This is a genomic window from Phycisphaerales bacterium AB-hyl4, assembly GCA_041821185.1.
Lineage (GTDB): Bacteria > Planctomycetota > Phycisphaerae > Phycisphaerales > Phycisphaeraceae > Natronomicrosphaera > Natronomicrosphaera hydrolytica.
On sequence record JBGUBD010000018.1, the window covers coordinates 1 to 25,227 of the forward strand.

General features: G+C 62.8%; 31 protein-coding genes. 13 read left to right on the forward strand and 18 right to left on the reverse strand.

The features are described 5' to 3' along the window. From ACERK3_18425 to ACERK3_18440, 4 genes are all read right to left on the reverse strand, one after another. The coding region (locus ACERK3_18425; protein ID MFA9480253.1) for a hypothetical protein at window positions 1-606 on the reverse strand (606 nt) is incomplete at its 3' end. A 15-nt stretch (window positions 607-621) separates the two neighbouring features. After that, entirely contained in the window at window positions 622-1,020 is a 399-nt protein-coding gene (locus tag ACERK3_18430) for a hypothetical protein (GenBank protein MFA9480254.1), read from the reverse strand. 164 nt (window positions 1,021-1,184) lie between these two features. Next, window positions 1,185-1,445: a hypothetical protein gene (locus tag ACERK3_18435; protein MFA9480255.1), complete on the reverse strand. Its 261-nt coding sequence runs from the start codon at window positions 1,443-1,445 to the stop codon at window positions 1,185-1,187. Continuing rightward, on the reverse strand, window positions 1,442-1,723 hold the full coding sequence (locus tag ACERK3_18440; protein ID MFA9480256.1) for a hypothetical protein: 282 nt from the start codon (window positions 1,721-1,723) through the stop codon (window positions 1,442-1,444). Before ACERK3_18440 ends, ACERK3_18435 begins: the two co-directional genes overlap by 4 nt. Window positions 1,724-1,936: 213 nt before the next feature. Between ACERK3_18440 and ACERK3_18445 the strand changes: the two genes are divergently transcribed. The 8 genes from ACERK3_18445 to ACERK3_18480 all read left to right on the forward strand — a co-directional run bounded on the left by ACERK3_18445 (window position 1,937) and on the right by ACERK3_18480 (window position 8,304). Beyond that, window positions 1,937-2,488, forward strand: coding sequence for an RNA polymerase sigma factor (locus tag ACERK3_18445; protein MFA9480257.1), 552 nt, complete (start codon window positions 1,937-1,939; stop codon window positions 2,486-2,488). 74 nt (window positions 2,489-2,562) lie between these two features. After that, window positions 2,563-3,447: a DUF4405 domain-containing protein gene (locus ACERK3_18450; protein ID MFA9480258.1), complete on the forward strand. Its 885-nt coding sequence runs from the start codon at window positions 2,563-2,565 to the stop codon at window positions 3,445-3,447. Window positions 3,448-3,546: 99 nt separating this feature from the next. Then, window positions 3,547-4,128 carry a rhodanese-like domain-containing protein gene (locus ACERK3_18455; GenBank protein MFA9480259.1) on the forward strand — a complete coding sequence of 194 codons (582 nt, stop codon included), beginning with the start codon at window positions 3,547-3,549 and terminating at the stop codon, window positions 4,126-4,128. A gap of 83 nt (window positions 4,129-4,211) precedes the next feature. Then, entirely contained in the window at window positions 4,212-5,669 is a 1,458-nt protein-coding gene (locus ACERK3_18460; protein ID MFA9480260.1) for a rhodanese-like domain-containing protein, read from the forward strand. Window positions 5,670-5,719: 50 nt separating this feature from the next. Next, a complete protein-coding gene (locus ACERK3_18465; GenBank protein MFA9480261.1) occupies window positions 5,720-6,079 on the forward strand; it encodes a SulP family inorganic anion transporter in 360 nt (119 codons plus the stop codon). Window positions 6,080-6,265: 186 nt separating this feature from the next. Beyond that, window positions 6,266-6,859, forward strand: a complete 594-nt coding sequence (locus ACERK3_18470) for a DUF6448 family protein (GenBank protein ID MFA9480262.1) — start codon at window positions 6,266-6,268, stop codon at window positions 6,857-6,859. A 169-nt stretch (window positions 6,860-7,028) separates the two neighbouring features. Beyond that, window positions 7,029-7,634 (forward strand): sigma-70 family RNA polymerase sigma factor, encoded by a 606-nt coding sequence (locus ACERK3_18475; protein ID MFA9480263.1) that lies wholly within the window; start codon window positions 7,029-7,031, stop codon window positions 7,632-7,634. After that, window positions 7,624-8,304 carry a hypothetical protein gene (locus ACERK3_18480; protein MFA9480264.1) on the forward strand — a complete coding sequence of 227 codons (681 nt, stop codon included), beginning with the start codon at window positions 7,624-7,626 and terminating at the stop codon, window positions 8,302-8,304. Before ACERK3_18475 ends, ACERK3_18480 begins: the two co-directional genes overlap by 11 nt. A gap of 446 nt (window positions 8,305-8,750) precedes the next feature. Here ACERK3_18480 and ACERK3_18485 read toward each other — a convergent pair whose 3' ends face one another. The 3 genes from ACERK3_18485 to ACERK3_18495 all read right to left on the reverse strand — a co-directional run bounded on the left by ACERK3_18485 (window position 8,751) and on the right by ACERK3_18495 (window position 11,878). Then, entirely contained in the window at window positions 8,751-10,487 is a 1,737-nt protein-coding gene (locus ACERK3_18485; GenBank protein MFA9480265.1) for a formate--tetrahydrofolate ligase, read from the reverse strand. A gap of 611 nt (window positions 10,488-11,098) precedes the next feature. Further along, window positions 11,099-11,398: a hypothetical protein gene (locus tag ACERK3_18490; GenBank protein ID MFA9480266.1), complete on the reverse strand. Its 300-nt coding sequence runs from the start codon at window positions 11,396-11,398 to the stop codon at window positions 11,099-11,101. 96 nt (window positions 11,399-11,494) lie between these two features. Then, window positions 11,495-11,878 (reverse strand): hypothetical protein, encoded by a 384-nt coding sequence (locus tag ACERK3_18495; GenBank protein MFA9480267.1) that lies wholly within the window; start codon window positions 11,876-11,878, stop codon window positions 11,495-11,497. 339 nt (window positions 11,879-12,217) lie between these two features. Here ACERK3_18495 and ACERK3_18500 point away from each other — a divergent pair, with 339 nt between their 5' ends. Both ACERK3_18500 and ACERK3_18505 read left to right on the forward strand, forming a co-directional pair. Further along, window positions 12,218-13,543 (forward strand): ferric reductase-like transmembrane domain-containing protein, encoded by a 1,326-nt coding sequence (locus ACERK3_18500; GenBank protein MFA9480268.1) that lies wholly within the window; start codon window positions 12,218-12,220, stop codon window positions 13,541-13,543. A gap of 166 nt (window positions 13,544-13,709) precedes the next feature. Next, a complete protein-coding gene (locus tag ACERK3_18505) occupies window positions 13,710-13,967 on the forward strand; it encodes a nitrilase-related carbon-nitrogen hydrolase (protein ID MFA9480269.1) in 258 nt (85 codons plus the stop codon). A 106-nt stretch (window positions 13,968-14,073) separates the two neighbouring features. Here the strand turns inward: ACERK3_18505 and ACERK3_18510 are convergent, their stop codons facing one another. After that, on the reverse strand, window positions 14,074-14,262 hold the full coding sequence (locus tag ACERK3_18510) for a helix-turn-helix domain-containing protein (protein MFA9480270.1): 189 nt from the start codon (window positions 14,260-14,262) through the stop codon (window positions 14,074-14,076). 140 nt (window positions 14,263-14,402) lie between these two features. Here ACERK3_18510 and ACERK3_18515 point away from each other — a divergent pair, with 140 nt between their 5' ends. Further along, entirely contained in the window at window positions 14,403-14,630 is a 228-nt protein-coding gene (locus tag ACERK3_18515; GenBank protein ID MFA9480271.1) for a hypothetical protein, read from the forward strand. Window positions 14,631-14,667: 37 nt separating this feature from the next. On the opposite strand, the gene ACERK3_18520 is transcribed toward ACERK3_18515, so the two are convergent. Genes ACERK3_18520 through ACERK3_18530 form a run of 3 tightly spaced genes read right to left on the reverse strand, consistent with a single transcriptional unit; the run spans window position 14,668 to window position 17,275 of the window. Then, the gene (locus ACERK3_18520; GenBank protein MFA9480272.1) at window positions 14,668-15,612 is read right to left on the reverse strand and encodes a hypothetical protein; all 945 of its coding nucleotides are present in this window, start codon (window positions 15,610-15,612) and stop codon (window positions 14,668-14,670) included. A 44-nt stretch (window positions 15,613-15,656) separates the two neighbouring features. Beyond that, window positions 15,657-16,532: an HpcH/HpaI aldolase/citrate lyase family protein gene (locus ACERK3_18525; GenBank protein ID MFA9480273.1), complete on the reverse strand. Its 876-nt coding sequence runs from the start codon at window positions 16,530-16,532 to the stop codon at window positions 15,657-15,659. 20 nt (window positions 16,533-16,552) lie between these two features. Beyond that, complete coding sequence (locus ACERK3_18530) at window positions 16,553-17,275, reverse strand: phytanoyl-CoA dioxygenase family protein (GenBank protein MFA9480274.1); 723 nt, start codon at window positions 17,273-17,275, stop codon at window positions 16,553-16,555. A gap of 110 nt (window positions 17,276-17,385) precedes the next feature. Between ACERK3_18530 and ACERK3_18535 the strand changes: the two genes are divergently transcribed. After that, a complete protein-coding gene (locus tag ACERK3_18535; GenBank protein MFA9480275.1) occupies window positions 17,386-18,183 on the forward strand; it encodes a helix-turn-helix domain-containing protein in 798 nt (265 codons plus the stop codon). A 24-nt stretch (window positions 18,184-18,207) separates the two neighbouring features. Here ACERK3_18535 and ACERK3_18540 read toward each other — a convergent pair whose 3' ends face one another. The 5 genes from ACERK3_18540 to ACERK3_18560 all read right to left on the reverse strand — a co-directional run bounded on the left by ACERK3_18540 (window position 18,208) and on the right by ACERK3_18560 (window position 23,752). After that, on the reverse strand, window positions 18,208-19,494 hold the full coding sequence (locus ACERK3_18540; protein MFA9480276.1) for a sulfatase-like hydrolase/transferase: 1,287 nt from the start codon (window positions 19,492-19,494) through the stop codon (window positions 18,208-18,210). Window positions 19,495-19,637: 143 nt separating this feature from the next. Further along, the gene (locus ACERK3_18545; protein ID MFA9480277.1) at window positions 19,638-20,792 is read right to left on the reverse strand and encodes an acetyl-CoA C-acyltransferase; all 1,155 of its coding nucleotides are present in this window, start codon (window positions 20,790-20,792) and stop codon (window positions 19,638-19,640) included. A gap of 3 nt (window positions 20,793-20,795) precedes the next feature. Continuing rightward, window positions 20,796-22,367 (reverse strand): acyl CoA:acetate/3-ketoacid CoA transferase, encoded by a 1,572-nt coding sequence (locus ACERK3_18550; protein MFA9480278.1) that lies wholly within the window; start codon window positions 22,365-22,367, stop codon window positions 20,796-20,798. Between the two features lie 27 nt (window positions 22,368-22,394). After that, window positions 22,395-23,150, reverse strand: coding sequence for a 3-oxoacyl-ACP reductase family protein (locus ACERK3_18555; GenBank protein ID MFA9480279.1), 756 nt, complete (start codon window positions 23,148-23,150; stop codon window positions 22,395-22,397). Then, the gene (locus tag ACERK3_18560) at window positions 23,147-23,752 is read right to left on the reverse strand and encodes a helix-turn-helix domain-containing protein (GenBank protein ID MFA9480280.1); all 606 of its coding nucleotides are present in this window, start codon (window positions 23,750-23,752) and stop codon (window positions 23,147-23,149) included. The genes ACERK3_18555 and ACERK3_18560 overlap by 4 nt, the downstream gene beginning before the upstream one ends. Before the next feature lie 336 nt (window positions 23,753-24,088). On the opposite strand from ACERK3_18560, the gene ACERK3_18565 reads away from it, so the two are divergent. Beyond that, window positions 24,089-24,241, forward strand: coding sequence for a hypothetical protein (locus ACERK3_18565; protein MFA9480281.1), 153 nt, complete (start codon window positions 24,089-24,091; stop codon window positions 24,239-24,241). A gap of 454 nt (window positions 24,242-24,695) precedes the next feature. Here the strand turns inward: ACERK3_18565 and ACERK3_18570 are convergent, their stop codons facing one another. Both ACERK3_18570 and ACERK3_18575 read right to left on the reverse strand, forming a co-directional pair. Then, a complete protein-coding gene (locus tag ACERK3_18570; protein MFA9480282.1) occupies window positions 24,696-24,866 on the reverse strand; it encodes a transposase in 171 nt (56 codons plus the stop codon). Beyond that, a complete protein-coding gene (locus tag ACERK3_18575; GenBank protein MFA9480283.1) occupies window positions 24,836-25,027 on the reverse strand; it encodes a hypothetical protein in 192 nt (63 codons plus the stop codon). The genes ACERK3_18570 and ACERK3_18575 overlap by 31 nt, the downstream gene beginning before the upstream one ends. Window positions 25,028-25,227: the final 200 nt, after the last annotated feature.

Genomic DNA, 25,227 nt, shown 5'->3' on the forward strand with positions numbered 1-25,227 from the left:
CTCCGTCTTGTCCACCGGCACCGACTCACCTGTGATCGGCGACTGGTCAACGCTGGACTCACCGCTAATCACCACTGCATCGGCGGGCACCTGTTCATCGGCGGCAATGCGGATGTGGTCGCCCACCGCCAGTTGCTCCACTGGCACGAGTTGCTCGCCCGCGCCTTCAAGGCGCAAAGCCGTCTGGGGTGCGAGTTTCGTCAACGCACGGATCGCCCGCCTTGCCCGGCCGATGGCCAGTTGTTCACCCGATTCTCCCAGTGAGAACAGAAGCAACAGCAGGGCGCCTTCCTCGTAATGCCCCAGCACCGCGGCGCCCACGGCGGCGGTGAACATCAGCACGTCAATATCCAGCGAACGCCGCCACAACGCCTCGGCCGTCTCCATCGCGATCCGCCAGCCACACAACAGGTAAGCCGCGCCAACAAGGAGCAGCCGCAGCGGCTCCGGCCCATTGCCCAGGTAAATGGACGTCCCGAATGCCAGAAGCACGCCACCCACGACGGCCGTACTCAACTGCGGATACGCGACGCCCAAATCCAGCACCCGGCGCACCGCCGACGGCCCGGCGGCGGACGCTGGCTGATCGCTCAGCGCGATGCCCATGTCCGCCAGTCGCTGCTAAACTGAACGCAACGACGTCAATCCCACGTCGGCATGCAGTGTGACTTCCGAGCGGGCAAACGATGCCTTGACCGCCGACACCGAGGCAAGCCCAGCCAGCGCCGTCTCGATCTGTCCCTCCTGCCGCGGCGATACCATGCCCTGCACCGGCAGGCGAAGATGCAATGCCCCGTCTGGAGCGATTGATCCATCGAGCAGGTCACGCAGTTGCGCAAGCGAGACATGCTCCGGACGGCAACGCAGGTCAAGGCGCCCCGCGACTGTCCCGTTTCCATTCACCCACTGCGCAGCGTGAACGCCAGGCAGCCGCGTCAAGCGCTGCTGAACATGCGGCCAAGTGCCCGGATCACTCAGGGAATCGCGGGCATCGGGAAACAGGATTTCAATATGACTCACGGTTGAAGGCAATCCACATACTTACCTGGCACCACTGCGGCATCAGGATGATATGAGGAATCGTATCGCCGACGGCGGTTGATGTGACTGCGAACGGTCCTCAACTGGCAAATAGGACTGATTCGCAGTTTCCGGATGGTATGGCGGCGCGGCAGTCGGCACAGTTACCGCCGCTGGTAGCTTTCGGGCAGCGGTGTCGGGCGACGCTCCCGGTCGGGGCCAATCTCGACAAACTCGGACACCGCGGCGTGGGCGTGTTGTCGGATCAGCAGCACGATCTGCGGGGCGTCCGACGTCTGTCGAACGCGTACCCCGCCGGGGACGTCTTCAATCTGCATGTTGACTCTGGCATGATGCTCGAACAACTCACGGAACAGCGGATCGCCGCGGCGCATGGGCTGGCCCGAAGCAAGGCGGTCTTTCATCTGTCGTACATGCAATCCTCGTTCCCGCGTTCCCGTCGTCGCTCGCCATGCGGGCCATGCCCGTCGCGGCACGGCTGGCGGTTCTCGGCGTTGGGGCCCTGGCCGTCCCGGCGGCGCTGCCGGTCACCACCGGCGTAGGATTCAGGCTGAGCCTGCTCTACCGTCAGGGCCGGCTCGTCCACATCCACCATCTGGACCGCGGCGCCGGCAGGTATCGCCATCCATCCGGCGACGCCAATGGCCGCCACAACCAACCCGATTCGCAGCGTTTCGAACATCTCGAATCTCCTTCACAGTTGACCGATTAGCCGAGCGTCCCAAACACCGCGGCCTCGACTCCGGAGTATCGGCCTGCACTGATTGAACGTTTGTGAAGGGCCCTGACCTGCGGCGAAATATAAAAAGACAATCGGGCCCAATGAACTATAATAGGTGTCGGGCACGTTCTCCCCGTAGCGAACGGTTCCCCCAACGGTGCGGAGTCGCTCGATGTGACCGTCACTGATTTACGTACCGACGCGGAACTGATGGCCTGCTTGGGACACGGCGGGGTGGTCTGTCTCGGTGAGTTGTTGCAGCGTCATCAGGAACGGGTCCGTCGACTCGCGTATCGGCTGCTGGGCCGATGGGACCTGGCCGACGATGTGACGCAGGACGCGTTTTTGCGGGTGCGGTGTGCGGCCGGTCGCTATCGGCCGGAGGCGCGGTTCACCACCTGGCTGCATCGCGTGGTGGTCAACCTCTGCCACGACGTGCAGCGGCGCGAGCAGCGCCAGCCGGGGCCGTTGCCGCTGGTGGAGCCGGGTGTCGACGACGATCCGGGCATGAAAATGGAATCGAGCGAATCCGCCCAGCGCATCGCCGCGGCGGTGTGGCGGTTGCCCGAACGCCAACGGACTGTGCTGGTGCTGCATCGCTACGAAGGGCTGTCGCATCAGCAGGTCGCGGCGGTGACCGGCTGGAGCGCGTCGGCCGGCGAGTCGCTGCTCGTGCGGGCCTATGCCCGCCTGCGTGAGGAACTAGCGGATTTGCAGAATGCTTAACAGGGCGACCGCAGGTCAAGCCGCATTGCCGCGTTTCACTTACGGGGAAGATATGTGCCGCGGAAGGCATTGCCATGAGCACGACCCGAGGGAAAGCTGGACGCGACTTCAACTGGCGTGCGTTGATCACTTTCGTCACCACCGTGTCGTTTTTGATCATGGCCCTGTCGGGCGCGATGCTCTATGTCGCCCCACGAGGTCGGGTGGCCAACTGGACGAACTGGTCGCTGCTGGGGCTCGAAAAGGAGCAGTGGGCGGATCTCCACATGACGGCGGCGCTGCTGATGCTCGTCGCGCTCAGCTTCCACCTTTACTTCAACTGGAAGCCGTTGTGCCACTACCTCAAGAACAAGACAACCGCTCACGGCATGCGATTGCGGGAACTGGCGGTGGCGTGTGCCGTGGGACTGGTGGTGGCCGCCGGCACGCTGGCCGACGTGCCCCCGTTCAGCACGGTGCTGATGGTCAACGAGCGGATCAAGGACGCGTGGGAGCCCACGGCCGGTGCGATCGGCCGAGCCCCGTCGACCTATGTGCAGGAGCGCAGCGTTCGCGAGTTCGCCGACCGGATAGGGCTGTCGCTGGAGCAGATGTCTGCGGCGTTGAAGGCCCATGGCATTGAAATCGACGATGCGGACGTGCCCATTGATGCGCTGGCGCGACGGCATGGCGTATCCCTGCAGCAGATCTACGAAGCCGTGCATGCGGAAGGCGGACAAGCTGGACCGGTCCGTGTTGGTGGTGCGAATCGAGAAGTACGCGGCGGCGGTGGAGGGCAGTTTGGGCGCATAACATTGGGTGAGCTTTGTCGGCACGAGGCCGTGCCTCTCGCCGAGGCGGTGCAGTCATTGACCGACGAAGGCATCGAAGCGACCGAGGCGAGCCGACTTCGTGAGCTGGCGGACCGGCTCGGCATGACCCCGCGTGAACTGGCGGATTGGCTCACGCGCGGCCGTTGATGGCGTACCATCGCCGAGCAAAGTGTCCGACTGCTGCCCCGAGTAATGGCACGTGCTCAGCGCGTGCGCCGGAAAAATGTTTTCTTCAAGCACAAGGGTATGACGATGACCGCTTCAACCATTGAGCCACAACAGGTGCATCAGGCAATTGAAAACAAGGAGCCGGCCCGGCTGATCGACGTCCGGACACCGGGCGAATACGCTTCCGAGCACGTCGAGCAGGCGGAGTCGATGCCGCTGGACCAGTTGGATCCGGAGGCGCTGAAGGCAGACAACGGCGCGCCCCTCTACCTGTTCTGCCGCACGGGGAATCGCGCGGCGCAAGCCTCTGAGAAGTTGACGGCCGCGGGACTCGCCGACGTGCGCGTCGTCGAGGGCGGCCTCGAGGGATGGAAGCAGGCCGGGCTGCCGGTGAAGCGAGGCAAGGGCGTGATCTCCCTGGAGCGGCAGGTGCGCATCGGTGCCGGCGCACTGGTGCTCATCGGCGTGCTGCTCGGCTGGTTTGTGCATCCCGGGCTGCATGCCATCGCCCTGTTCGTCGGCGGCGGGCTGATGTTCGCAGGCATCACGGACTGGTGCGGCATGGCAATGGTGCTGGCGAAGCTGCCGTGGAACCGACGCGGAACGAAGCCCGATCGTGGGGCCGGCGGCGACGGCGGCGGCGCAACATGCTCAACGTGATGGGCAAGGTCCGCATCAGGACGAGCCGGCGAGTCAAGTGGTCACGGCACGACCGACAGCAACAGAGCAGATGGAGACAAACCATGCTCTTTCGACAATTCTTCGATCCCAAACTCGCTCAATATGCCTACCTCGTCGGCTGCCAGCGCACGGGTGAGGCGCTGATCATCGACCCGGAGCGGGACATCGATCAATATATCGTGGCCGCGGAGGCTGAGGGGCTGCACATCACCGCCGTGGCGGAGACGCATATTCACGCCGACTTTCTCTCGGGCACCAGGGAGCTTGCCGAGCGCCTCGGCGTGAGGGTGTACCTTTCGGACGAGGGCGGTGAAGCGTGGGCCAGCGACTGGGCGCGCAACGGCTCGTACGACGCCCGGTTCCTCAAGGATGGCGACACGTTCGAGGTCGGCGGCATCGAGGTGCGGGCGATTCACACACCCGGACACACGCCTGAGCACCTGAGCTACGCCATCACCGACCGCGGTTCGGGCGCGTCCTCGCCAATGGGCGTGGCGACGGGGGATTTCGTGTTCGTCGGCGATGTCGGTCGGCCCGACCTGCTCGAACAGGCAGCGGGCATGGCCGGGGTTCAGGAGCCGGCGGCGCGGCAGCTCTTTGCGTCACTCCAGCGATTTAAAGAACTGGACGATCACGTGCAGGTCTGGCCCGCGCACGGGGCCGGCTCGACCTGCGGCAAGAACCTCGGCGCAGTGCCGCAGACCACGGTCGGCTACGAAAAGCGGTACAACGCAGCGTGGGACGCAGCGACCCGGGGCGAGGATGCGTTCGTGCACGCCATGCTCGCTGGTCAGCCCGAGCCGCAGACGTACTTCGCCCGAATGAAGCGCGACAACAACCACGGTGTGCCGCTGCTCGATGGCTTGCCCAACCCGTCAGCCCTGACGGCGGCCGGGCTGCGTGAGCGGGTGGATGAAGGGCAAGCCCTGGTGATCGACACGCGGCTCGACCGATCGGCCTTCATGGCCGAGCACATCGCCGGCTCACTCTACGCTCCGATCAACCGCAGCTTCAGCATGACGGTGGGCTCTCTGATCGAGGATGAATCGACGCCCATTTTGCTGATCATCGAGACCGACCGCGTGAAGGAGGCGGTGCGCGATCTCGTGCGCATCGGCTATGACACCATCGTCGGCTTCGCCACCGCGGAAACACTCGCGCGCTATTTTGGGCAGGGTGGCTCTCGCCACGCCATCGAATGCATTACATTCGCCGAGGTGGCGAAGATGCAGGGCCGGGACGATGTGGCTGTGGTGGATGTACGCTTTCGGTCGGAATTTGATGCGGGTCATGTTCCCTGTGCCGTGCATGCGTCATACACGCGTCTACCGTCCTATGCCCGCGAGCGCATCCCACGCGACAAGACGTTGCTGGTCCACTGTGTCAGCGGCGGCCGTTCCGCCGCGGCGGTGGCCTACCTCGCCCGCGAAGGATTCGAGGTCAAACTCGTCGATGATGTGCTCAGTGCCTACGCGAAGGAAGGCGAGCTTCAGGTAGAGGGCGCTTCGCGAGCGGCCTGAACGTGAGGACCCGCCTTCGATTGTGATTCCCGCACGCGTGAAGGTGCCTCATGTTCCGTCGATGGCTTCCCAGTGTGGGTCAGCTCGAAAGGTACGATCGCCATCAGTTGCGGGCGGACCTTTTAGCGGGTGTCACGGTGGGCGTCATGCTCATTCCGCAGGGAATGGCTTATGCGCTGATCGCAGGCGTGCCACCGATCTATAGCCTGTATGCATCGCTGGTGCCGTTGGTGGTGTACGCGCTGCTCGGCACGTCTCGGCATCTGGCGGTCGGACCGGTCGCACTCGTGTCTTTCCTTGTCGCAGCCGCGGTCGCACCGCTTGCCGACGGTGACCCGCACGCCGCGAGCGATGGTCGCGATGTTGAAAGACATTTTCGAAATGTGAAACGGGCGACGCTTGTCCAATAGAAAAACCCGCTCAATTGACGGATCACGGGAACCTTTCGATCGTCTCCCGGCGTTCGGAAAGATAAGTGGTCGGCGGAAGGACCGGCCCTCATTAAAGAAAGCACCTATCACCTGTGAAAGGACGAAGCAGTGAACAGGCAACACACAATCTGGACTGGAGCGGCAACATTGGGAACGGCGTTGGCCGTGATTCTGCTGGTCAACCCGGTAACATGGGCGCACTGCGATGGCCTCGACGGGCCGGTGGTGACAGATGCCCGGGTCGCCCTTGACGCAGGTGATGTCACGCCTGTGCTGAAGTGGATTCCAGAGACAGATGAGCAGGAAGTCCGCGAGGCGTTCGACCAGGCGCTGGTGGTACGCGAGCAGGGGCCGGAGGCAAGGGAACTGGCGGATCGCTACTTCTTCGAAACCCTCGTGCGCCTGCATCGGGCGTATGAAGGAGCCCCCTTCACCGGCCTGCTGCCCAGTGGGGCTGAAGTGTCGCCTGCGATTGCCAAGGCGGATGCCGCCTTGGAGCAAGGTGATGTGGACGATCTGGCCCGGCACATCGCTGCCGCGGTCGAGGCCAGTATTCGTGAGCAGTTTGCGGTCGCCAGCACCGCGAAAGCAGATAAGGACGCCAGCGTGGAGTCCGGGCGGGTATACGTGGACAAGTACGTCGAGTTCGTGCACTACGTGAAGCATCTGCATGAAGCGGTCGCCGGTCCCGGTGGGCATGGCCATGGTCACCAGGCCGCTGAGGTGGACGCGGGTGATACCCACCATGATCAGCACTGAGCGCACAATCCCGGCCGGGCTCAACGCCCGGGCATGCCGCGACAGCCCCTGCGCAGCATTGCCTGCGCAGGGGCTGTCACCAAGCAGCTTCTTGCCGCGCATCAGGGCCACGATTGACACCGGCCGAGCACCGCACGCGAAGCAATTGCGATCGGGTATAACCACGAGTATGGTTGAGCAGGGTCTATCTGACGAGCAGCGGGCACGCGCCCAGCAGGTGATTCGGCCGCACCTGCCGCTGCTGCTGCGAACCGCCGGCTACATGACGCGGCACGAGCAGGATGCGCAGGACCTCGTGCAGGATGCTGTGCTCAAAGCGATGAAGGCGATAGACCGATTCGAGCCCGGCACGGATGCACGGTCGTGGCTGCTGACGATCCTGCGGCGGGCGCACATCGACCGAGTGCGACAAGCTCAACGCCGGGGAACCGTACTCTCACTTGATGCGGCGGAGGCGTTCGATGTGGAAGACCCACAGGCGGACCGGCAGGGCGTCCACGACGAGCAGTGGCATACTCCCCAGCAACTGATGGAACGCTTTGAAGAGCAGCAGATCATTGAGGCCCTGCGGGGACTGCATGCGGAAATCCGCTGGACGCTGTTGCTGGTGGATGTGGAAGGGCTCGATCTGAGTGAAGCGGCCAGGGTGCTCGAGGTGCCCGTGGGGACCGTCAAGTCACGCACCCACAGAGGTCGGGGCATGCTGCGCGATCGGCTGTTTCAGTTTGCGTCAGAGCACGGCTGGATAGCGCAAGGAGACCACCATGCATCCTGAACAGCCCCGCGAAACCTTGCTTGACCGGTTGACCTGGCAGCGGCTGGCCCGGTTGCGATCGCGGCCGGTGGACACGTCGCAGCTCGAAAGCTGGTTTGACCAGCAGTGCGGCACTGCTGAGCAGGGTGTGGCGCACCAGCGGCGGCCCTGGTATCGTCCACTAGCGGCGATGGCGGCGGCCATCGGGCTGGCATTGTTGCTGGGCGTGGTGTTGACGCTGTTCTCCGGGGGGGCCGGGGGGCCGACCGTGGCTGAGCCGATGGATCTTGTCCGCCTGCACCATGTGACCTTGCGTGGCGAGCATGAGCTGGTGCCCGTGGATGATCTGGTGGAAGCAAACCGGACGCTTCGCGCGCATGCCTATGAAGGGCCGGCGCTGCCGGAGCATCTGGCGACGCCCGTGATCGGTTGTTGCGTGCACCTGCTGGGTGATCGGCCGATCGGCACCGCGCTGGTGCAGTGGGAAGGTCAGCCGGTGTCCATCATGACGGCTCGCACGAGCGAGGTGCATCCGCCACAGGGTCACGAAGTGCAACATGAAGGGCGAACCTACCGCGTGCAGCAGCACGAGGAGAGCCACGTCGTAATCCTGGCACAGAATGGCCAGTGGATTGGGGCCATCGGTGTTCATGACGCCGAGACGTTGGTCCGGTTGCTAGCGATGTATTGAGGCACGCGGCGGGACGGAGGCGACTGGGCATCATCTTTAAAGTGTGATGAATCCTGCTCTGTGGAGATACACACTTCGCACCACACCTCCCCATCACTGGACGCCTGCCACAATCGGGCTGGCCGGCCTTGCCGCAGCCCTGCTCCTTGGCCGTGCCGCCGGATGACGCTTGAAGCGAATTCACGGCCCAAGGGTCGCTTCACCCTCTCTGTGCACAACTCAGCGGCCGGCTAATCCAAAACCACCTGATTCACAGGTGTTCGTCAATACCAGTTCAACACCGCCCCGCTCGCGCCGAGGTTCCTCAACGGCACGAGGAACGATCATGAGCTCAAGCCTGGTGTCAGAGTTTGTACACGGGGATGCCGATGCTCAGCACGGCATCGGCATACTCCCGCGGAATTGGCAGGTGGCCGTGGATGTCGGCCTGTGCGAGAACTTGTGACTCAGTGCAGACCGATCACCTGCCCCTGATCGTCGATGTCAATGTTTGTGAACGCCGGCTTTGACGGCAGGCCGGGCATGGTCATCATCTCGCCGCAGAGCGGGTAAATGAATCCGGCCCCGACACTGGCACGAAGCTCGCGCACCGGCAATACGAAATCGGCGGGCACGTTCTTCAGCGCCGGATCGTGACTGATGCTCAGATGTGTCTTGGCCATGCAGATGGGCAGATCACCGAAGCCCAGCACCTCGAACCGGTCGAGCTGCTGGCGGGCCTTGTCCGAGAAGCTGATATCCGACGCCCCGTAGACGCGACGGGCGATGGTGCGGATCTTGTCGGCGATGGGCATTTCGAGCGGATACAAAAAGTCGAAGCGGTTGGGCTGCTCGCACGCGTCCATCACTGCCCGACCCAATGTCACCGCGCCGGCGCCGCCTTGGGCGTGATGCGTCGCTTCGACGGCATCGTGAGCGCCGGCGGCCAGGGCCCGCTCGCGCACCAGTTGCACCTCGGCGTCGGTGTCCTCGGTGAAGCGATTGATCGCTACCACTGCAGGGATACCCATCCGGCGGACGATACCGATGTGATGCGCCAGATTGGCGCAGCCGGCGTCGACCAGTTGCAGGTTCTCCCGGGTATAGGCGGGGTCGAGCGATCGCCCGGGTTTGACCGGGGGGCCGCCGCCGTGCATTTTCAGGGCCCGGACCGTCGTGACGACCACGGCCGCGTCGGGCGTGAGTCCCGAATAGCGGCACTTGATGTGGCAGAACTTTTCAAAGCCCAGGTCCGCAGCAAAGCCGGCCTCGGTGATCACGTAATCGGCCAGCTTCAGGGCGATGCGATCGGCGATGATGCTGCTGTTGCCGTGTGCGATGTTGCCGAATGGCCCGGCATGCACCAGCACTGGCGTGTTTTCGAGCGTCTGCATGAGGTTGGGCTTGATCGCGTCCTTCAGCAGTACGGTCATCGCCCCCGCCACCTTCAGATCCTCAGCGGTCACGGCCTGGCCGGCTCGGTCCTGCGCCACCACGATTCGCCCGAGCCGCTGGCGCATGTCGGCCAGGTCGGTGGCCAGGGCGAGCACGGCCATGACCTCGCTGGCGACAGTGATGTCGAAGCGGGTGGCGCGGCGCGTCTCGTGGTCGCGGCTGATCTCGATGTCGCGCAAGGCGCGGTCGTTGACATCAAGCACGCGATTCCAGGTGATGGTGTCCGGGTCGATGTCCAGGTGGGGCTGGCCGGTGATTTCGGTGAAACGTTCGCCGTAGTTGTGCTCGTGCATCATGCGGGCGTCGATGGCGGCGGCGAGCAGGTTGTTGGCGGCGGTGACCGCGTGAATGTCGCCTGTCAGATGCAGGTTGAAGTCTTCCATGGGCACGGCCTGGCTGTAGCCGCCGCCGGCCGCGCCGCCCTTGATGCCGAACGTGGGACCCATCGACGGCTGGCGGACGCAGGCGAAGGCGCGTTGGCCGAGGTGGGCACCCAAGGCTTGGCTGAGGCCGATCGTCGCCACCGTCTTGCCTTCGCCGAGCGGAGTTGGCGTAACGGCGGTGACGACGACATAGCGCCCGTTGGGCCGATCCGCCAACGCGTGCAGGGCGTCGAGGTTGACCTTCGCCTTGTAGCGGCCATAGTCTTCCAACCAGTCCGCGTGAATGCCCGCTTCCCTGGCGATCTCCCGGATGGGCTTGAGAGAGGCGGCCCGGGCGATATCGAGGTCACTGCTGACCGACTGCATTTCAGTTGGGAGCACGAGGCACCTCCAGGCAAGATGACGAAGCGTTTCGGGCGGATTCTGTGGCCGCCACGCCTTCAATGTTATAAGACAAATAAGTCTAAATATAAAATGCGGGGCGAGGAGGGCGACGTGCAACGGATGTGACGACTCTGCCCTCCCTGTGCACAACCCATCGCATTCTTTTCACGCGTTCGCTATCAGGCGTGACATCAAATCTCGCTTCAGCGTATGGTTCCACATCAGCCTGCCAGCCCGCCACTTGCCTGCGTTAGAATTTATGAAAATCCATGAGGAAGCTGCAGCAGCGGAGAGGTCAGAAAAAACAAGCCCTCGCAAGTTGCTACTCGCGAGGGCATGATGAGCGGCGGTGAACGGTTTCGGCCCCTCTACATCACGTTAGTAACTTGACGCTCTAACCCCCTCCTCCCCCGACCGTTCCCGCACGCGCACGTGAACTCAAATTCCCTGTCAATTGTTCCCTCCAACATCGCGTGAATCTGTCGCAGACGCTCGCGCGTCTTCTCGACCAACGTCCACACCTGTTCAGCGGTAGATATTCCTCAATCTTGTCATCCTGAAGCGGCACAGCAAGGTCCACCGTTGACAATGAATCAACCACACGTCAGGCCCACCTCGTGCGCCTCGACCTGGACCGCCTGGGTCTGCCCGGAAATGCGTCGGCTGACCAGACCCGTCGAGCCGGCATTGATGCACGTCTGGCCGATGAATCGATAGTACCGCATCCGGTGTCGGCCGGGCGGAAGCACGAGCGTTGCTTGCCATCGGCGGCCATGGACGCAATCCATGGGGATCCACCGGTAGGCGCCACCGTCGCAGTCGCTGGCAAGGACGATCCGATCCGCCATCGCGTCATCAACAAGGAAGGTCCAGGTTTCGCCCTCGTGTGTCATCGATCGCCTTGCTTTCTGCAATTTGTGCGCATTTACAGCGCTCGGTTTCAAACGTGAGCGCTACTTACGGCTTACGCATTCACCCGAGGGTAGCTCTCAACCGCACATGAGCATGCTGGTACCCCGCGTCGACCGCCGCTCGGTTTCGCCTGCCTCGTGCCGCAGCCGTTCAAGAGTCAGTGTCAGAACCATCACGAGTTGCTCAATCATCCCCTCATGGTCAGGGGGCAGCACCAGGTCCCCCGCATCCTCGATGAACAGCCAGTCGACCACGCGCAGGCGGACCGTCAGTTTCAACTGCTCCGTCGAATGGTCGGGTACGGAATCCAGCAGATGCACCAGTTCGGGAAGCAACCAGCGAAACGTACAACGATCCAGCCCGGCTGCCATGGCCGATTGGTCGAGCTCGCTCGCCAGTTCCGTCCAGATCTGGTCGAACAATGCCTCGGCTGTCGTCTCCCGTGTGGTATGTCGGACCATCACACGCCTCCAGCCGGTTGCTCACCCCACTTGTTCCGCCAACGACCTGCCGACGCTAACGATCCCCCTTCTGCGAGGCAGGTTCCGCCGCTTCCCTAATGGCTTTGAACCTTCAATATAGCATGCCTATTTTGCCGAACAAGAATAAACGGATAATTTGATCTTTTTTCGAGGTTTGCCTCGACGCGCCCCAAACCTGACGGGAAATGCAACACCTGCCGAAGCCTGATTGCAACATAGGCGGTGCCGACATGACAATCGACGGCGGTCCTGCAGTTGGATAATCTTGCTGTAGGGCGAAGCCATTTGTTTGAGACGGATCGCACGCCGAGCGCAATAATGAATCCACGACGTTTCTGGCTGCAACTGGTGACATGGGTGGGGGTCTACATCGCGCTGATCCTCGCGCCATTGGTGGTGGCCGGGCTGGGCACGCTGCCGCCGGCGCGCGGGTTCTGGATCGAGTTTGGCGTGGGGCTGGGCTTCGTCGGCCTGGCCATGCTGGGACTTCAGTTCGTGCTCACGGCCCGCTTCCGCCAGATCGCCGAGCCGTTCGGCACCGATGCGCTGCTTCAGTTTCATCGCCAGGCAGGCATCGTGTCCTACTGGTTCATTCTCGGCCACGTCATCGTGCTGCTGCTGGCCGACTTCGACAACCTCACTTTCTTCGACCCGCGCGTCAACGCCCCGCGGTCGGTCGCGCTGGTCACCGTCCTGATCCTCATGACCCTGCTGGTCGTGCTGACGCTCAAACGTGAGCGGGCTGGGTTGGTGTATGAATGGTGGCGGCTGACGCATGGCATCTTTGCCCTGTTGGTGGTGTTCATCGGCATGGCCCACATTCTGATGGTCGGCTATTACGTGGCCCCGCTGTGGAAGCAGGCGATCTGGGTGGTGCTGACGCTCGCGGCCATGGGCCTGCTCGTGTACGTACGTCTGGTCAAACCGCTGCAGGCACTAAAGCATCCCTACACGCTGGTGGACATCCGCCGGGAGGCGGAGCGGACCTGGACGCTCGACGTGAAACCGGCGGGACACGAGGGGCTTCGGTTCAAGGCGGGGCAGTTCGCGTGGATCACCTTTGGCGGCTCGCCGTTCTCGCTTGAGCAACACCCGTTTTCTTTCTCCTCCAGTGCCGCACGCAACGAAAGGTTGCAGTTTACGGTCAAGGAACTCGGTGATTTCACCTCTGAGATCCAACGGCTCGCGCCGGGCCAACGGCTGTATCTCGAAGGACCTTACGGCGCCTTCACGCTTGGTGAGGCTGGGAGCGATGGCGCTCTGTTCGTCGCCGGCGGCATCGGCATCACGCCGATCATGAGCATACTGCGCACGCTTCGCGATCAGCAGGACAGCCGATCGCATACCCTGATCTACGGTGCCAGGCGGCTGGAAGAGCTGGCGTTCCACGATGAAATCGAGCAGATGAAGGCGGCGTTGAATCTGCAGGTGATCTACGTGCTCGATGAGCCCTCCGAAGGTTGGGTTGGCGAGCAGGGTTACGTGACACGCGAACTGTTGGAGCGAGTGTGTCCGACGTCTTTGGCGGACGTGGAATATTTCGTATGTGGGCCCGAGCCCATGATGGACCTGGTTGAAACTACGTTCCGTCAATGGGGCGTGCCGCTTCGCACGCTTCACGCGGAGCGTTTCAACATAGCGTGAATTGCAGAACCGCGAGGAGCCGACCATGTGGCATGTTTACGTTCGCCGTCTCGTGATCGGCATCGCGGCCGTCGCGCTGCTCGGGGTTACCCTTTTTGCCGGCCTACGATCCTGGTGAGGTTGGTTATCGAATCGCAGGCCGAGAGGCGTCGCAAGGAGATGGACGATGACGATCATGCGCGTCGCCGGGGCTCAGGTTCACAACAAGGTTGGCGATATTGAGGGCAATCTGCGGCAGATGGCTGAGGCGATGCAGTGGGCCGAGCAGCATGAGGCTGATGTGCTGGTCGTGCCCGAGCTGGCGCTGACGGGTTACCCTTTGGCGGACCTGGTGCTTCACGAAGCGTTCATTGACGATGCGGACGCGGCGCTGGCATCGAGTCCTTTTTCACCGGCGCACCAGCCACCCATGGCGTACCCGTAGCTGCCCGTGAAGCCTTCATACACCAGCATCTGGTACAGCTCCTTCACCGGCTCCCACCGGCCATCGACATGACGCAGCACCTGCTGCTCCATCCACTGCCGGATCGTCACCGCGAACGGACGCACACCGACGCCTGCCGGCTGCGCCCCTCGATCGCCTCGGCTCGCACCTGCTTGAGCCGACAACGCAGCGTGCTCTCCGCCACGCCCAGCTGACGGGCGATCGTCCGGACCTTCTGCCCTTTGTCCTGCAGCAGCATCGCGCACCTCGCCTCGTCGCCGGTCAGCTTCGCCATCAGTCGCTCCTGCCGCCCGTCGACGTGACGGGGCTGGCAGGATCGTCCGGTATACGCTCATGCGATGCGCGAAACTGGGTGTCACTCAACAGAAGTGATAACGCGTCTTCCTACAGTCGTGGGCGAGGAGGAAGCATCTGATGGCCTGCGGGTGCGATCAGGTGAAGCACGTGGTGCAGGGCGCGGCGAAGCTCGTGCAGAGTGCCGCCGGCTTGGGCTTGGCTGACGAGGCGACGATTGAACAGTACCGCGTGATCCGCCAGGCGTGCCAGCACGCGGTGCCGTGCCAGGCGATCCGCCAGCTCTACGATATCGAGAAGCAGGCGAAGGAACGGGACGCCGAGGACGCCTTGGCACATGCGAATTAAGACGAGGGCTATTTCTGGGACGGATCACATCAAACCCTCATGTACGACGCGTCAACTTTGTGATGCGTCCGTCTTCGATCCATTCGACAATGTAGATGTTGCCCTCGGCATCGAAGCAGCCGCCGTGCGGGCTGTTGAACTTGCCCGGCACACGCATGTCGTGGGGCACGTTCGGCCAGCCGTGCTTGCCGACGATAGTACGCTGGTCGCCGATGTGGTCCGTCAGCGGTTCGTCGCGTTCGTTGTAGAGGTTGATGAATGCATGCAGATCAGGAATGAGCAGCGTGCCGTCGGCGTGCTGATCGAAGCAGCACGGATGTTGCTGATCGAAAGCTTTAATGAACGTGCCGTCGAGTGCGAACACCTGGACGCGGGCGTTGCCGCGGTCAGTCACGTAGAGCACAGGGGCGTCCGTGCCAGTGGCGGCGGGGCGTGTGCCGATCCACACGGCGTGGGGGCACTTGAACCGGCCCGCGCCGGTACTGCCGTCCAGCGTGTCGAGGTATTGGCCGGCCTTGTCGTAGCGGTGCACGAGGCCGGCGCCGTAGCCGTCGGCGACATAGACATCGCCATTAATTGGCGACTCGCTCGCCCAGGTCGGTGCATACTGGCTGCCGTCGGCGTAGGCCTTGTGATCGGGCCTGGCGATGCTCTGCACGGTTTCGCCGGTAAGGGTGGTCTTGACGACTTCGCCGGACTTCTGATCGGTGAGCCAGAAGAATTCCTCGCCGTCCGTTTGGACGAGTGTCAAACCATGAGCGCCGAGAAAGCGGTCGCTGGGCAATTCATTCCAGGTGCGGACGAAGCGGCCGTCAGCGTCGAAGGTCAGTACGCCATGCCGAGACTGGTTGAACACGTGCACGAAGCCCTGGCGATCGACGGCAACGCCGTGGGTGTAGCCGGTCTGGATGCCGTCGGGCAGCTTGGCCCATTGGCTGTCCCATGCGTAGGTGTCGGCGGCGAAGCTGAGTGTGGTGATCATGAACGGATCCTTTATCGAAATGAATTGTCACCAGTTCGTTTGGTTCAAGCATAGCTGGTCACCGCAGTGGAGGGGCGATCTCGAGCCGAACGATCAACAACAGGCTCGCATAATCGACTTTCAAAGCGAAAGGATAAGCCAGCATAGGTGCTTTGCAATTGACGCAGTCCCTGGGCAAGCATGTCCATGTCGTTGGCGGGCACGATCATTGAGGCTCCCATCTCCAGGAGCATTTGGCTGTGCTCGGGGCTGAAGCTCACCGTGCCCCACCGTTGGCCGGTGGCGGCAGCGGCTTCGGCGACGCGGGCGACTGCCCTATCCACTTTCGCGTGGCGCACCTGGCCAGGTACGCCGGTGAGGACGGAGTAGTCGCCGGGGCCGAAGAAAAGCAGATTCACGCCGGTCACGGTAGCGATCGCTTCAGCGCGATCGACTGCGGCCGGGCTTTCCAGTTGGATGGCGATGAACGTATTGGCGTTGGCTTCTTGCACGTAGCGATCCACCGGCATGGAGCCGTAGGGCATGTCTGGTCCACCACCGCCCAGGCCGCGTTCGCCCAAAGGCGCGAATTTGCTCCATCTCACCACGTGCTCGGCCTCGGCTTCATCGTCACAGCGCGGATACATGATGCCGTTCGCGCCCGCTTCGAGCAGCCGACCGAGTCGCATGAATTCCCCCTTGGCCGGCCGGGCCATGATGTCGCTGACGCCCAACCGGGCCGCCCGCATCAGGCTCTCGGCCGTCTGCACGCTGTGAGCATGATGCTCCAGATCCATCCAGATCAGATCAAAGCCCATCAGCGACACCAACTCGTAGACGCTGGCATCGGTCGAGTGCACCGCCACGCCCAGGCATGGCTCATCTTGCGCCCACTTGTCAAGAACCCTGCTGCGTCGCATCGTCATTGCTCCGGTAAACATGCCCAGCGTTCATGGCGCGATCAGGTCGCGGCGCCACCCATGGCATACTGCTGCTTGAGCTCGGGATCTTCCAGCGCATGCTCAGCCCGAAAGACCATCAGCAACCCGCAACGCGGCTGATCCGTCGTGTTGGGGGCACTGTAGTGAATGCTCTGGCAGTGATGAATCAGCGCATCACCCGGATCCAGCGTGCCCACGAACGGGTCACTGTCGTCATAAGGGGCGTCCAAGCCCATCGAGTTGCCCGCCACCCCCGAGGGCTTGTGCGGCAGCATGCCGAGCTTGTGCGAACCCCGCACGTATGACACTGGCCCGTTAGCCAGCGTTACCGCGTCCACCGCCAGCCACACCGTCAGCACATCCGGCGGCGTACGGCAGAAGTAGGCGTTGTCCTGGTGCGCCGGCACGCCTGAGCCGGTCTTCGCAGGTTTGTTGAACGTCTCGACCGCCATCAGCACGGGGTCGCCTTGAACCAACTCCAGGACAAGCCCCAGCAGTTGCTCATCGCCGGCGAGGTCATTGAAAAACGCATCGTGCTTCTCCATCCGCCAGAGGTTGCGCACGCTCACGCCGTCTTTCTCGAAGGTGACGTCCGACGCGGGCAGTGACGGGGCGATCTGTGTGCTGTAGCGATCCAGCGCCTGGCGGATCTTCGCCATCCGCGAGGCGTCAAACAGCTTCCGTACGCGGATGACGCCTTCCGCCTGATACGTGTCGACGAGTTTCTGGCGATCCTGTGGCATAATGCATCCTTGTCTAAGAGTACTGGAGTTTCTAAACAAGTCGGCCATTATTGCTTAAATTGATGCCTTGCCTATTGTCATTTCCTGTGGTTTATTGTCATATGGTGGGTATGATTCGCTTTCTTGATCACGGTTGGGGTACGTTGACCACCCGTCGGCCGATTCCGCCGTGCCGATGGGACCGATTCGATCTGCTGTGCGTGCATGGCGGGCAGTTGCAGTTGCGTTTCGAGCATCAGGCAACGCTGCGCCTCGGAACTGGTACGGGCGTACTGATCTACCCGCACACACGGTTCGAGGGTGAGCCGCTGGAACCGCGCTGCCGAATCTCCGTGCAGCATTTTGCGATCGACGATTCCGCCGAGGAACTGCCGGGCGTGTTGCAGCGGCTGGTCAATCGTCGCAATGGGTACGAGCCCGTGCAACTGCGCCCACACCGGCGCGTGCGGGGCGACATCCAACGGGCCCTGGCGCTGGCGTTCGAGCCGCAGACGCAGGCGGTGCATGACATGCGCGTGGCGTGGTTGACGTTGATCCTTGGTCAGTTGGACACGGTTGAATCGAATGCTCTGCCCGCTCAGCCCGAGGCGTGGGACGCGCTGGACGGCTGGCTGCGTCAGCACGTCACCGAGCCGATCACTGTCGACGCCATGGCGCGGCAACTGGACCTCAGCCCGAGCCATTTCAGTCATCGTTTCCGCGCGGTATTTGGCGTCTCGCCCGGCCGACATATGCAACGCCTGCGACTGCAGGAAGCTCAGCGACTGCTGCGCGAAACGGCGTTACCGATTAAAGCGATTGCTCAGAAGCTGTACTACGCGGACCTGGCCAACTTTTACCGCGCCTTTCGCAAAGCCGTCGGCATCACGCCGGCACGGTATCGGCAAAGGCATACGCTGCGGGGGTAGGAGCATACGCCATCGCTGGTGGATCTACGACGCCAATGCTGCCGACAGGTCACCGGACAGGGTATGTGGATTCATTTCCCAGGGATCTGCGTCCAGGTCATGTCGTTCGACGAAAGTATTGCCTCGTACGCTGTATTCGATGAACTTGTGATTCGTCATCACGGCGGCGCGCTGATGCTTGCTGTAGAAGGTTTCGATGAGGTCCCGAAGATTCGCTTTGGGGTCAACGATGCTTGGCCATAGTGAGCGGAAGTAGCCCGATGAAGATGTTTCGCATCGTCCTGCCTCGATCAGGGTAGGGTGAAGATCGTGTTGGTAACACAAGGTCGAACGCTGCTGGCCGGTTGGAACACCCGGGCCTGCGAGAATCAGAGGTACACGGATGCTATGTTCGTAAAGATTCTGCTTGCCCATCAACCCGTGTTGTCCCACGGCCAAGCCGTGGTCCGATGTGTGGATCACGAGTGTGTCCTGCTCCAAGCCCAGTTCACGTAACGCGCCGTGGATTCGGCCGATGCCGTGATCCATGTGTTCCACCATCGCATAGTAGTTGGCCAACTCGTGGTGCGTCTGACGTGGATCGCGAGGCATGGAAGTCAACATTTCATCGCGGATTCGCAAGGCGCCGTTGTCAAAGCGGTGCCTGGGTTGGAAATTGGGAGGCAGCTCGATTGCGTCGACGGGATAGCGTTCATGCCATTGAGCGTGTGTCTGGCGCGGATCGTGCGGGGCGGTGAAAGCAATATGAAGAAAGAACGGTCGTGTGCCGAACGCCCCGTCTGCGTAAGATTCGAGAAATGCTTCGGCTTCTGTGGCGAACACATCCGTGCCGTGGCAACCGTGCTCAGTTCGAGGCGTCAGACGCTTGCTATCCCAATCGGCCAGTGGCAAGTGGAAATGGTCGTCCATTCCACCAAAGAAGATCGCCTTGCCGGTTGTAAAGCTATCTCGGAAGCTTCTTTCGTGGTTATGCCACTTACCGATGTGATGAGTGTGATATCCCGCAGACTGAAGCGATTGACCAAGAATGGCGTCAGGTTGTTTATGCAAATGCTCAGGAACATAGCCCTCCGGCATCATGTCTGGAGGAATCGCGTTTGGATTGCAGCCGGTGTGCAGTAAGGCTCGGCTGGGCATACAGACGGCCGGTACCGCCGAACCCGCATGATACGCCCGCGTGAAACGAATACCTCGTGCCGCGAGTGCATCCAGATGGGGTGTCCGAACTGCATCGGCTGTCGCATCGTCGCAACATCCCATAGCCGCATGCCGTTGGTCGTCAGCAACGGTCAATAATATGTTCACAGCCATACCCTCAGCATTTGGTTATTCGACTTCACGGTCAAGCACGGTTAATTCAATCACGACTGATTGATCATTGGGGTCTATGGCAGCTTTAAATATGGCGGGGCGGTCGGACCTGTCATGGATTTCCGTTGTTTCTTAAACGCTTGTCACACGGCGTCCAGTGCGGCGGCAACCCCCATGCCTCCGCCGACGCACAGGGTTGCCAGGCCGTGCCGGGCCCGCCCCGCTGCGAGACGGTGACACAGGTGCGCAACGAGCCGGGCGCCGCTGGCGCCGATGGGGTGGCCCATCGCGATGGCGCCGCCACTTGCGTTCACGTGCGGCGCGTTAGGGGCGAGGTTCATTTCATTCAGGCAGGCGAGCGTCTGCGCGGCGAAGGCTTCGTTGAGTTCGATGCTGTCGAAGCGACTGAGGTTCCAGCCGTGACGGTCGCACAGCTGACGCGTGGCGTGTACGGGTCCGAGCCCCATGCGCTGCGGGTCACAGCCGACGCTGGTCCAGCCGACGAGTCGGGCCAGGGGCTGCCAGCCATGCCCCTGGGCAGTTGTGTCATCGCAGACCAACAGCATGGCGGCACCGTCGTTGATGCCCGCCGCATTGCCTGCCGTTACACTGCCGTCTGCCCGAAAGGCAGGCTTCAACTGGGCCAAAGCCTGCGCGGTCGTGTCGGCGCGCGGGTGCTCGTCGTGCGCCAGGCCAGCGACGCTGACCCGTTCGTTCGCAAAGACGTCTTCCTGGTGCGCCTGCTGGTAGCGCGACTGGCTTTGCACGGCAAACGCATCCTGCTGCTCGCGCGAGAGCTTGTATTCGTCGGCCAGTCGTTCGGTGTTGAGGCCCATGTGTTCATCATCAAAGCTGTCGACCAGCCCGTCGCGTAATAAGCAGTCCACGAGCACGCCGTCGCCCAGTTTGTAACCCCGCCGGGCACGGTCGAGCAGGTACGGGGCATTGGACATCGATTCCGTGCCGCCGCACAGCACCGCACCAGCTTCGCCGGCACGCACGGCCTGAGCGGCGAGCATTACGGCCTGCAGGCCCGAGGCGCACATCATGTTGACTGTGAACGCGGGCTTGTCGATCGGTATGTTCAGCTTCACACCGATCTGCCGGGCGATGTTCATGCCCTGTCCCGCGGCGAGCACATTGCCCACAATCACCTGATCGATGTGGGCAGGGTCGATCCCCTCCAGCGTCGCTCGGCCGGCGGCAACCGCGAGGTCGACCGCCGACTGTTTCGCGAGCGAGCCGAGGAATCGGCCCTGGACCGTGCGTTTCGCAGCAACAATAACAATGCTTGGCATGGATCAGACCTCTTCTGTCGTGGCTTGCCGCAGGGGGCAAAAGGGTTCGAACACGTGGGCAGGCATCGGCTTCACATTGCGGACGATGGGCATAAAGGCCATCTGGGCGCACACGTCGCGGTCCAGATTTATGCCGGGCGCGAGTTCGATCAGTTCAAGTCCCACGTCGATCAGGCGAAACACGGCCCGCTCAGTGACAAACAGCACTTCCTGTCCCACCTCGCGCGAACGACGGGCGCTGAACGAAAGCTGCTCGACATCCTCCACGAACTTCGGACACCGGCCTTCGCGAACAATGCGCAACTGCCCGTCGACCACGTCCACCTCCAGTCCGCCAGCGGTGAACGTGCCGCAAAACACGAGACGGCGGGCGGTCTGCGTGATGTTCGCAAAGCCGCCGATGCCCGCCAGGCGCGTGCCAAAGCGTGACACATTCACATTGCCGTGGCGATCGATCTGCGCCGCTCCCAGCGCCGCAAAGTCGAGCGCCCGGCCATCGTACAGGTCGAACTGGGCCGGCTGGTCGATGATGGCCTGCGGGTAAACGGACGCACCAAAACTCAAACCGCCCGCCGGCATGCCGCCGATCGGGCCACTCTCAACGGTGAGCGTAAAGCGATCAAGCCAGCCGCGCTCGGCCGCGATGCGCGCGATGCCTTCGGGCATGCCGATTCCCAGGTTCGCAATCGCCCCGGCGGGCACTTCATTGCAGGCGCGGGCGGCGATGATCCGTCGCGCCCCGGCCTCCAGGGGTTCAAGTTCGCTGCCATCATCCGTCAGCGGGGCGGGCGATACATAGGCGCGATTGAATGGCTCGGCGAACGTCTGCTCATGCTCCTCCGGCCGCGCCTGCACAACGGCGTCGACCAGCACGCCCGGCACGGCAACCTGGTGCGGCGGTGCGGGGGCATCGAGCCGCTTCGCCACCTGGGCGATGACGCGCCCGCCGCTGTTGTGCACCGCCTGGGCGATGGCGAGCCCTTCGCCGATGATGACTTCCTCGTTCATCAACAGGTTGCCGTGCGGGTCGGCGACGCTGGCGCGGATGAGTCCTACGTGGATGGGAAACGCCTTGTACCAAAGCCACGTGCGATCGCCGAGTGTCACCCGCTCGACCGCGCCGGGGGCGGTGCGGTCGTTGAGTCGGCCGCCCTGGTGGATCGGGTCCATAAACGTGTCGAGGCCGACGTGCGTGATGCAGCCCGGTCGGCCGGCGGCAATGTCGCGGAATAGCTGACAGATCACGCCTTGGGGAAAGTTGTAGGCCTCGATCTTGTTTGCCAGCGCGAGTTGCCCGAGCCGGGGCGCTAAGCCCCAGTGTCCGCCGACGACGCGCCGCACCAGGCCTTCGTGTCCGAGGTGATTCAGCCCGCGCTGCTTGCCGTCGCCTTGGCCGGCGGCATAAACGAGCGTGAGATCGCGCGGCTGACCGGTCGCCAGAAAGCGCCGTTCGAGGGCGGCGGTGAGGCCTTCGGGGTGCGTGGCCCCGACAAAGCCGCCACACGCGATGGTCTGATCGTCGGCGATGAGGGCGATGGCTTCATCGGCGGTACAGCGGGTGTGATCGCGTCGCACGCGGGCCTCCTTGAAACGGTTGATGCATCAGCCCCACCAACCGCCGTTGACGTGAAGCGTCTGGCCGGTGATGTAGCTCGCCAGATCGCTGCACAGGAAGGCGATGGTGTTGGCAATATCGTCCGGTTCGCCGAAACGGCGCAGGGGCACCTGGTTGATCATCTGCTGACGCACTTCCTCGGGAATGCTCTTGCCCATCGCGGTGAGCACGACGCCCGGCGCCACAGCGTTGACGGTGATCTGGCGGCTGGCCAGTTCCCGGCTGAGCACGCGCGTCATGGCGGCGACGCCGGCTTTGGCGGCCGCGTAATTGCTCTGGCCGAAGAACCCGACCGCTGCAGCGATTGAGGCGATGCTGACGATCCGCCCGCCCTCTTCCATACGATCGATCACTGCCTTGCAGGCCCGGAACACGCCGGTGAGGTTGGTGTCGATCACCGTCTGCCATTCGTCTTCGCTCATCTTCCGGAGAGTGCGGTCACGCAGAATGGCTGCGTTGTTCACGAGGATGTGCAGCGACCCGAAATGACGCTGCGCCTGCTCCGCGAGCTGCTCGAGTTGCCCGAGGTCGCGCACGTCGGCCGGCAGGGCGAGCGCCCGGTCGTCGCCCAGCTCGGCCACGAGACGGTCCGCGTCCTGCTTCGACTGGCCTGCCACGTCAGGAAAGTAATTCACGACCACATTTGCGCCGGCCTGATGCAGTCGGCGACTTGTCGCGGCGCCGAGCCCCTGGCTGGCGCCGGTGATGATGGCGGTCTGGTTAGACAGGTCAAGCGGGATCATGGTCGACTCCTGGAGGGGGCAGAGGGGGCGGCACTGTGATGGGCGGCCGCTTCGTCCTGGATAAAGAGGCACAGAAAGCGGGCCGGCGTTTTGCTGACCACGCGCGTGGTGTGGACCTGCCGGGGGTTGAAATAAAGTGCGTCGCCCGGCCGAAGCACCAGTTCGTCGTTGCCAACGGTAAACGCCAGTCGGCCGGCGAGCATGTAGATGAACTCCTGCCCGCCGTGGCGAAACTCACCGACCGGATCGCCCGGCTGAATGGTCAGCAGGAACGGCTCGGCCCGCTTGCGAGGCATCTCCGGCGCCAGCGCCTCATAGGCGTAGCCGAACCGCGAGCCATCGCGCGTGATGATCGGGCCCGCGCCCTTGCGCGTCAGCACATACGGCGGATCGACACCCGGCTCACTGAAAAACTCGGCCAGGGGTAGGTGTAATGCCTCGGCAATGCGCAGCAGCGTGGAGATCGGCGCGGAGACCTGCCCCGTTTCAATCTTGGATAACGTGCTCTTGGACAGGTCGGCTTCCGCCGCCAGGGCAGTGAGGGTCAGTCCCGCGTGTTCGCGGAGGGTTCGAATGTTGCTGCCGATGATCCGTTCGTCCATAAGAAACAATGTATCAGGAGAAGACACAAGGGGGAAGAGCCTCGACGACTACGAGGAGATGCTGGCTGAACGCTGGTTCGGTCGATCAGATGCTGATTGTGACTTATCCGGGTGCCTGTCCCAGGCTGATTGAGCGGTTCCGTGAAGCGGACGATCCTGAGTTTGTGAAAAGAGCAACAAGGGAGTTTCATTTTGTCGACAAAAACAGTACTATTTGACCGTTAATATGAAACAGTCATTACAACGTGAGCAGGCTTACCGTCATCTACGATCGCTGTTGCCGCATAGCGGGGCAACGGTCAATTTCTGTGGATGAACCCATGATCAGGCGGCGGCTTGTTTCTCTCCATCAGTGAAAAGGATGCCGGCGATCACGTCGCCGATCAACTCGTGACCGTTCAGTCGACGGAAGCGCTTCTCCGCCGACTCGGCCAGTTAGAAGACCATCGTGAGCGTGGCGACGAGTACCCTGGCGGAGGATGGCGGTGAGCGGATCGTCGCTGGCGGGATCGGGCGACGTTGGAAACGCAAACGATTCGGTGGTAGCGTCTGTCATGGTGGCGTACTCCTGCCCGTGTCGGGCCTTGTGGATGCTTGCAACACATCCAAGGTACGCCGCCTTTTTCATTTCCTCATCCACAGCTTTTCGTTATAGCCCCGCATGGCGGGATGCGGCCGGGCATTCGGCTGGGCGAGGCAGAGTGGGCCGAGCGGCTGTCGGTACATCGTGGCGCGTTGCGGGAAGCCTTGGTGTTGCTGGCGCATGAGGGCCTGCTGACGCCGGGAGCCCGCGGGGCGGTTATTTCGTGCCGGTCCTTGAGCAGGCGGACCTAGCCGAAGTGATGGAACTGCGCCTGACGCTGGAGCTTCGCGCGTTGCGTCGGTTGGCGCGGTCGGATAAAGCAACTTCTTTTCTGTAAATCGCCGTTCCTAGGGCGGGTCATCAGGCTTCCATGGTGAGGTAGGCGCGGGCGGTTTCCCAATCGTCGCTGATCTTACTGAGCACGGCGGAGGCCAGTCGCAACAGGGACGCCTCGTTGGGGAACAGCGTGGCAACGCGGGTTCGACGCAGGATCTCCTTGTTCAGGCGTTCGAGGCTGTTGGTGGTGCGCAGGCGTTTACGATGGCCCGCACCGCCTCAGCCGCGGCGGCGACGGTGCAACGCTCGTGCGTCACCAGGCGAGCCGCCTGCTGCTTGAACGCGTCGGTATATCGACGACGCGACGGCGCAATCGACTGCTGATCATCGGGGATGCGGGGGATGGATTGACTCATTGCGGACTCCATTGTGCCGGGCATCTTCCCGGCTCCCCCCGGATCCGCCAGTCGTGGGCCAACGCAGCTCAACTCCACCGACAGCGGTATGGCCTGCCAGCAGACTATTTGCGCGCCATACCGCCGGATCCGTCAGCCGCGGAGGTAGAAGAGGCCAAGGCCGCTATGAAGCGGCTCACAGTCGGTTGTGCAATTGTGGA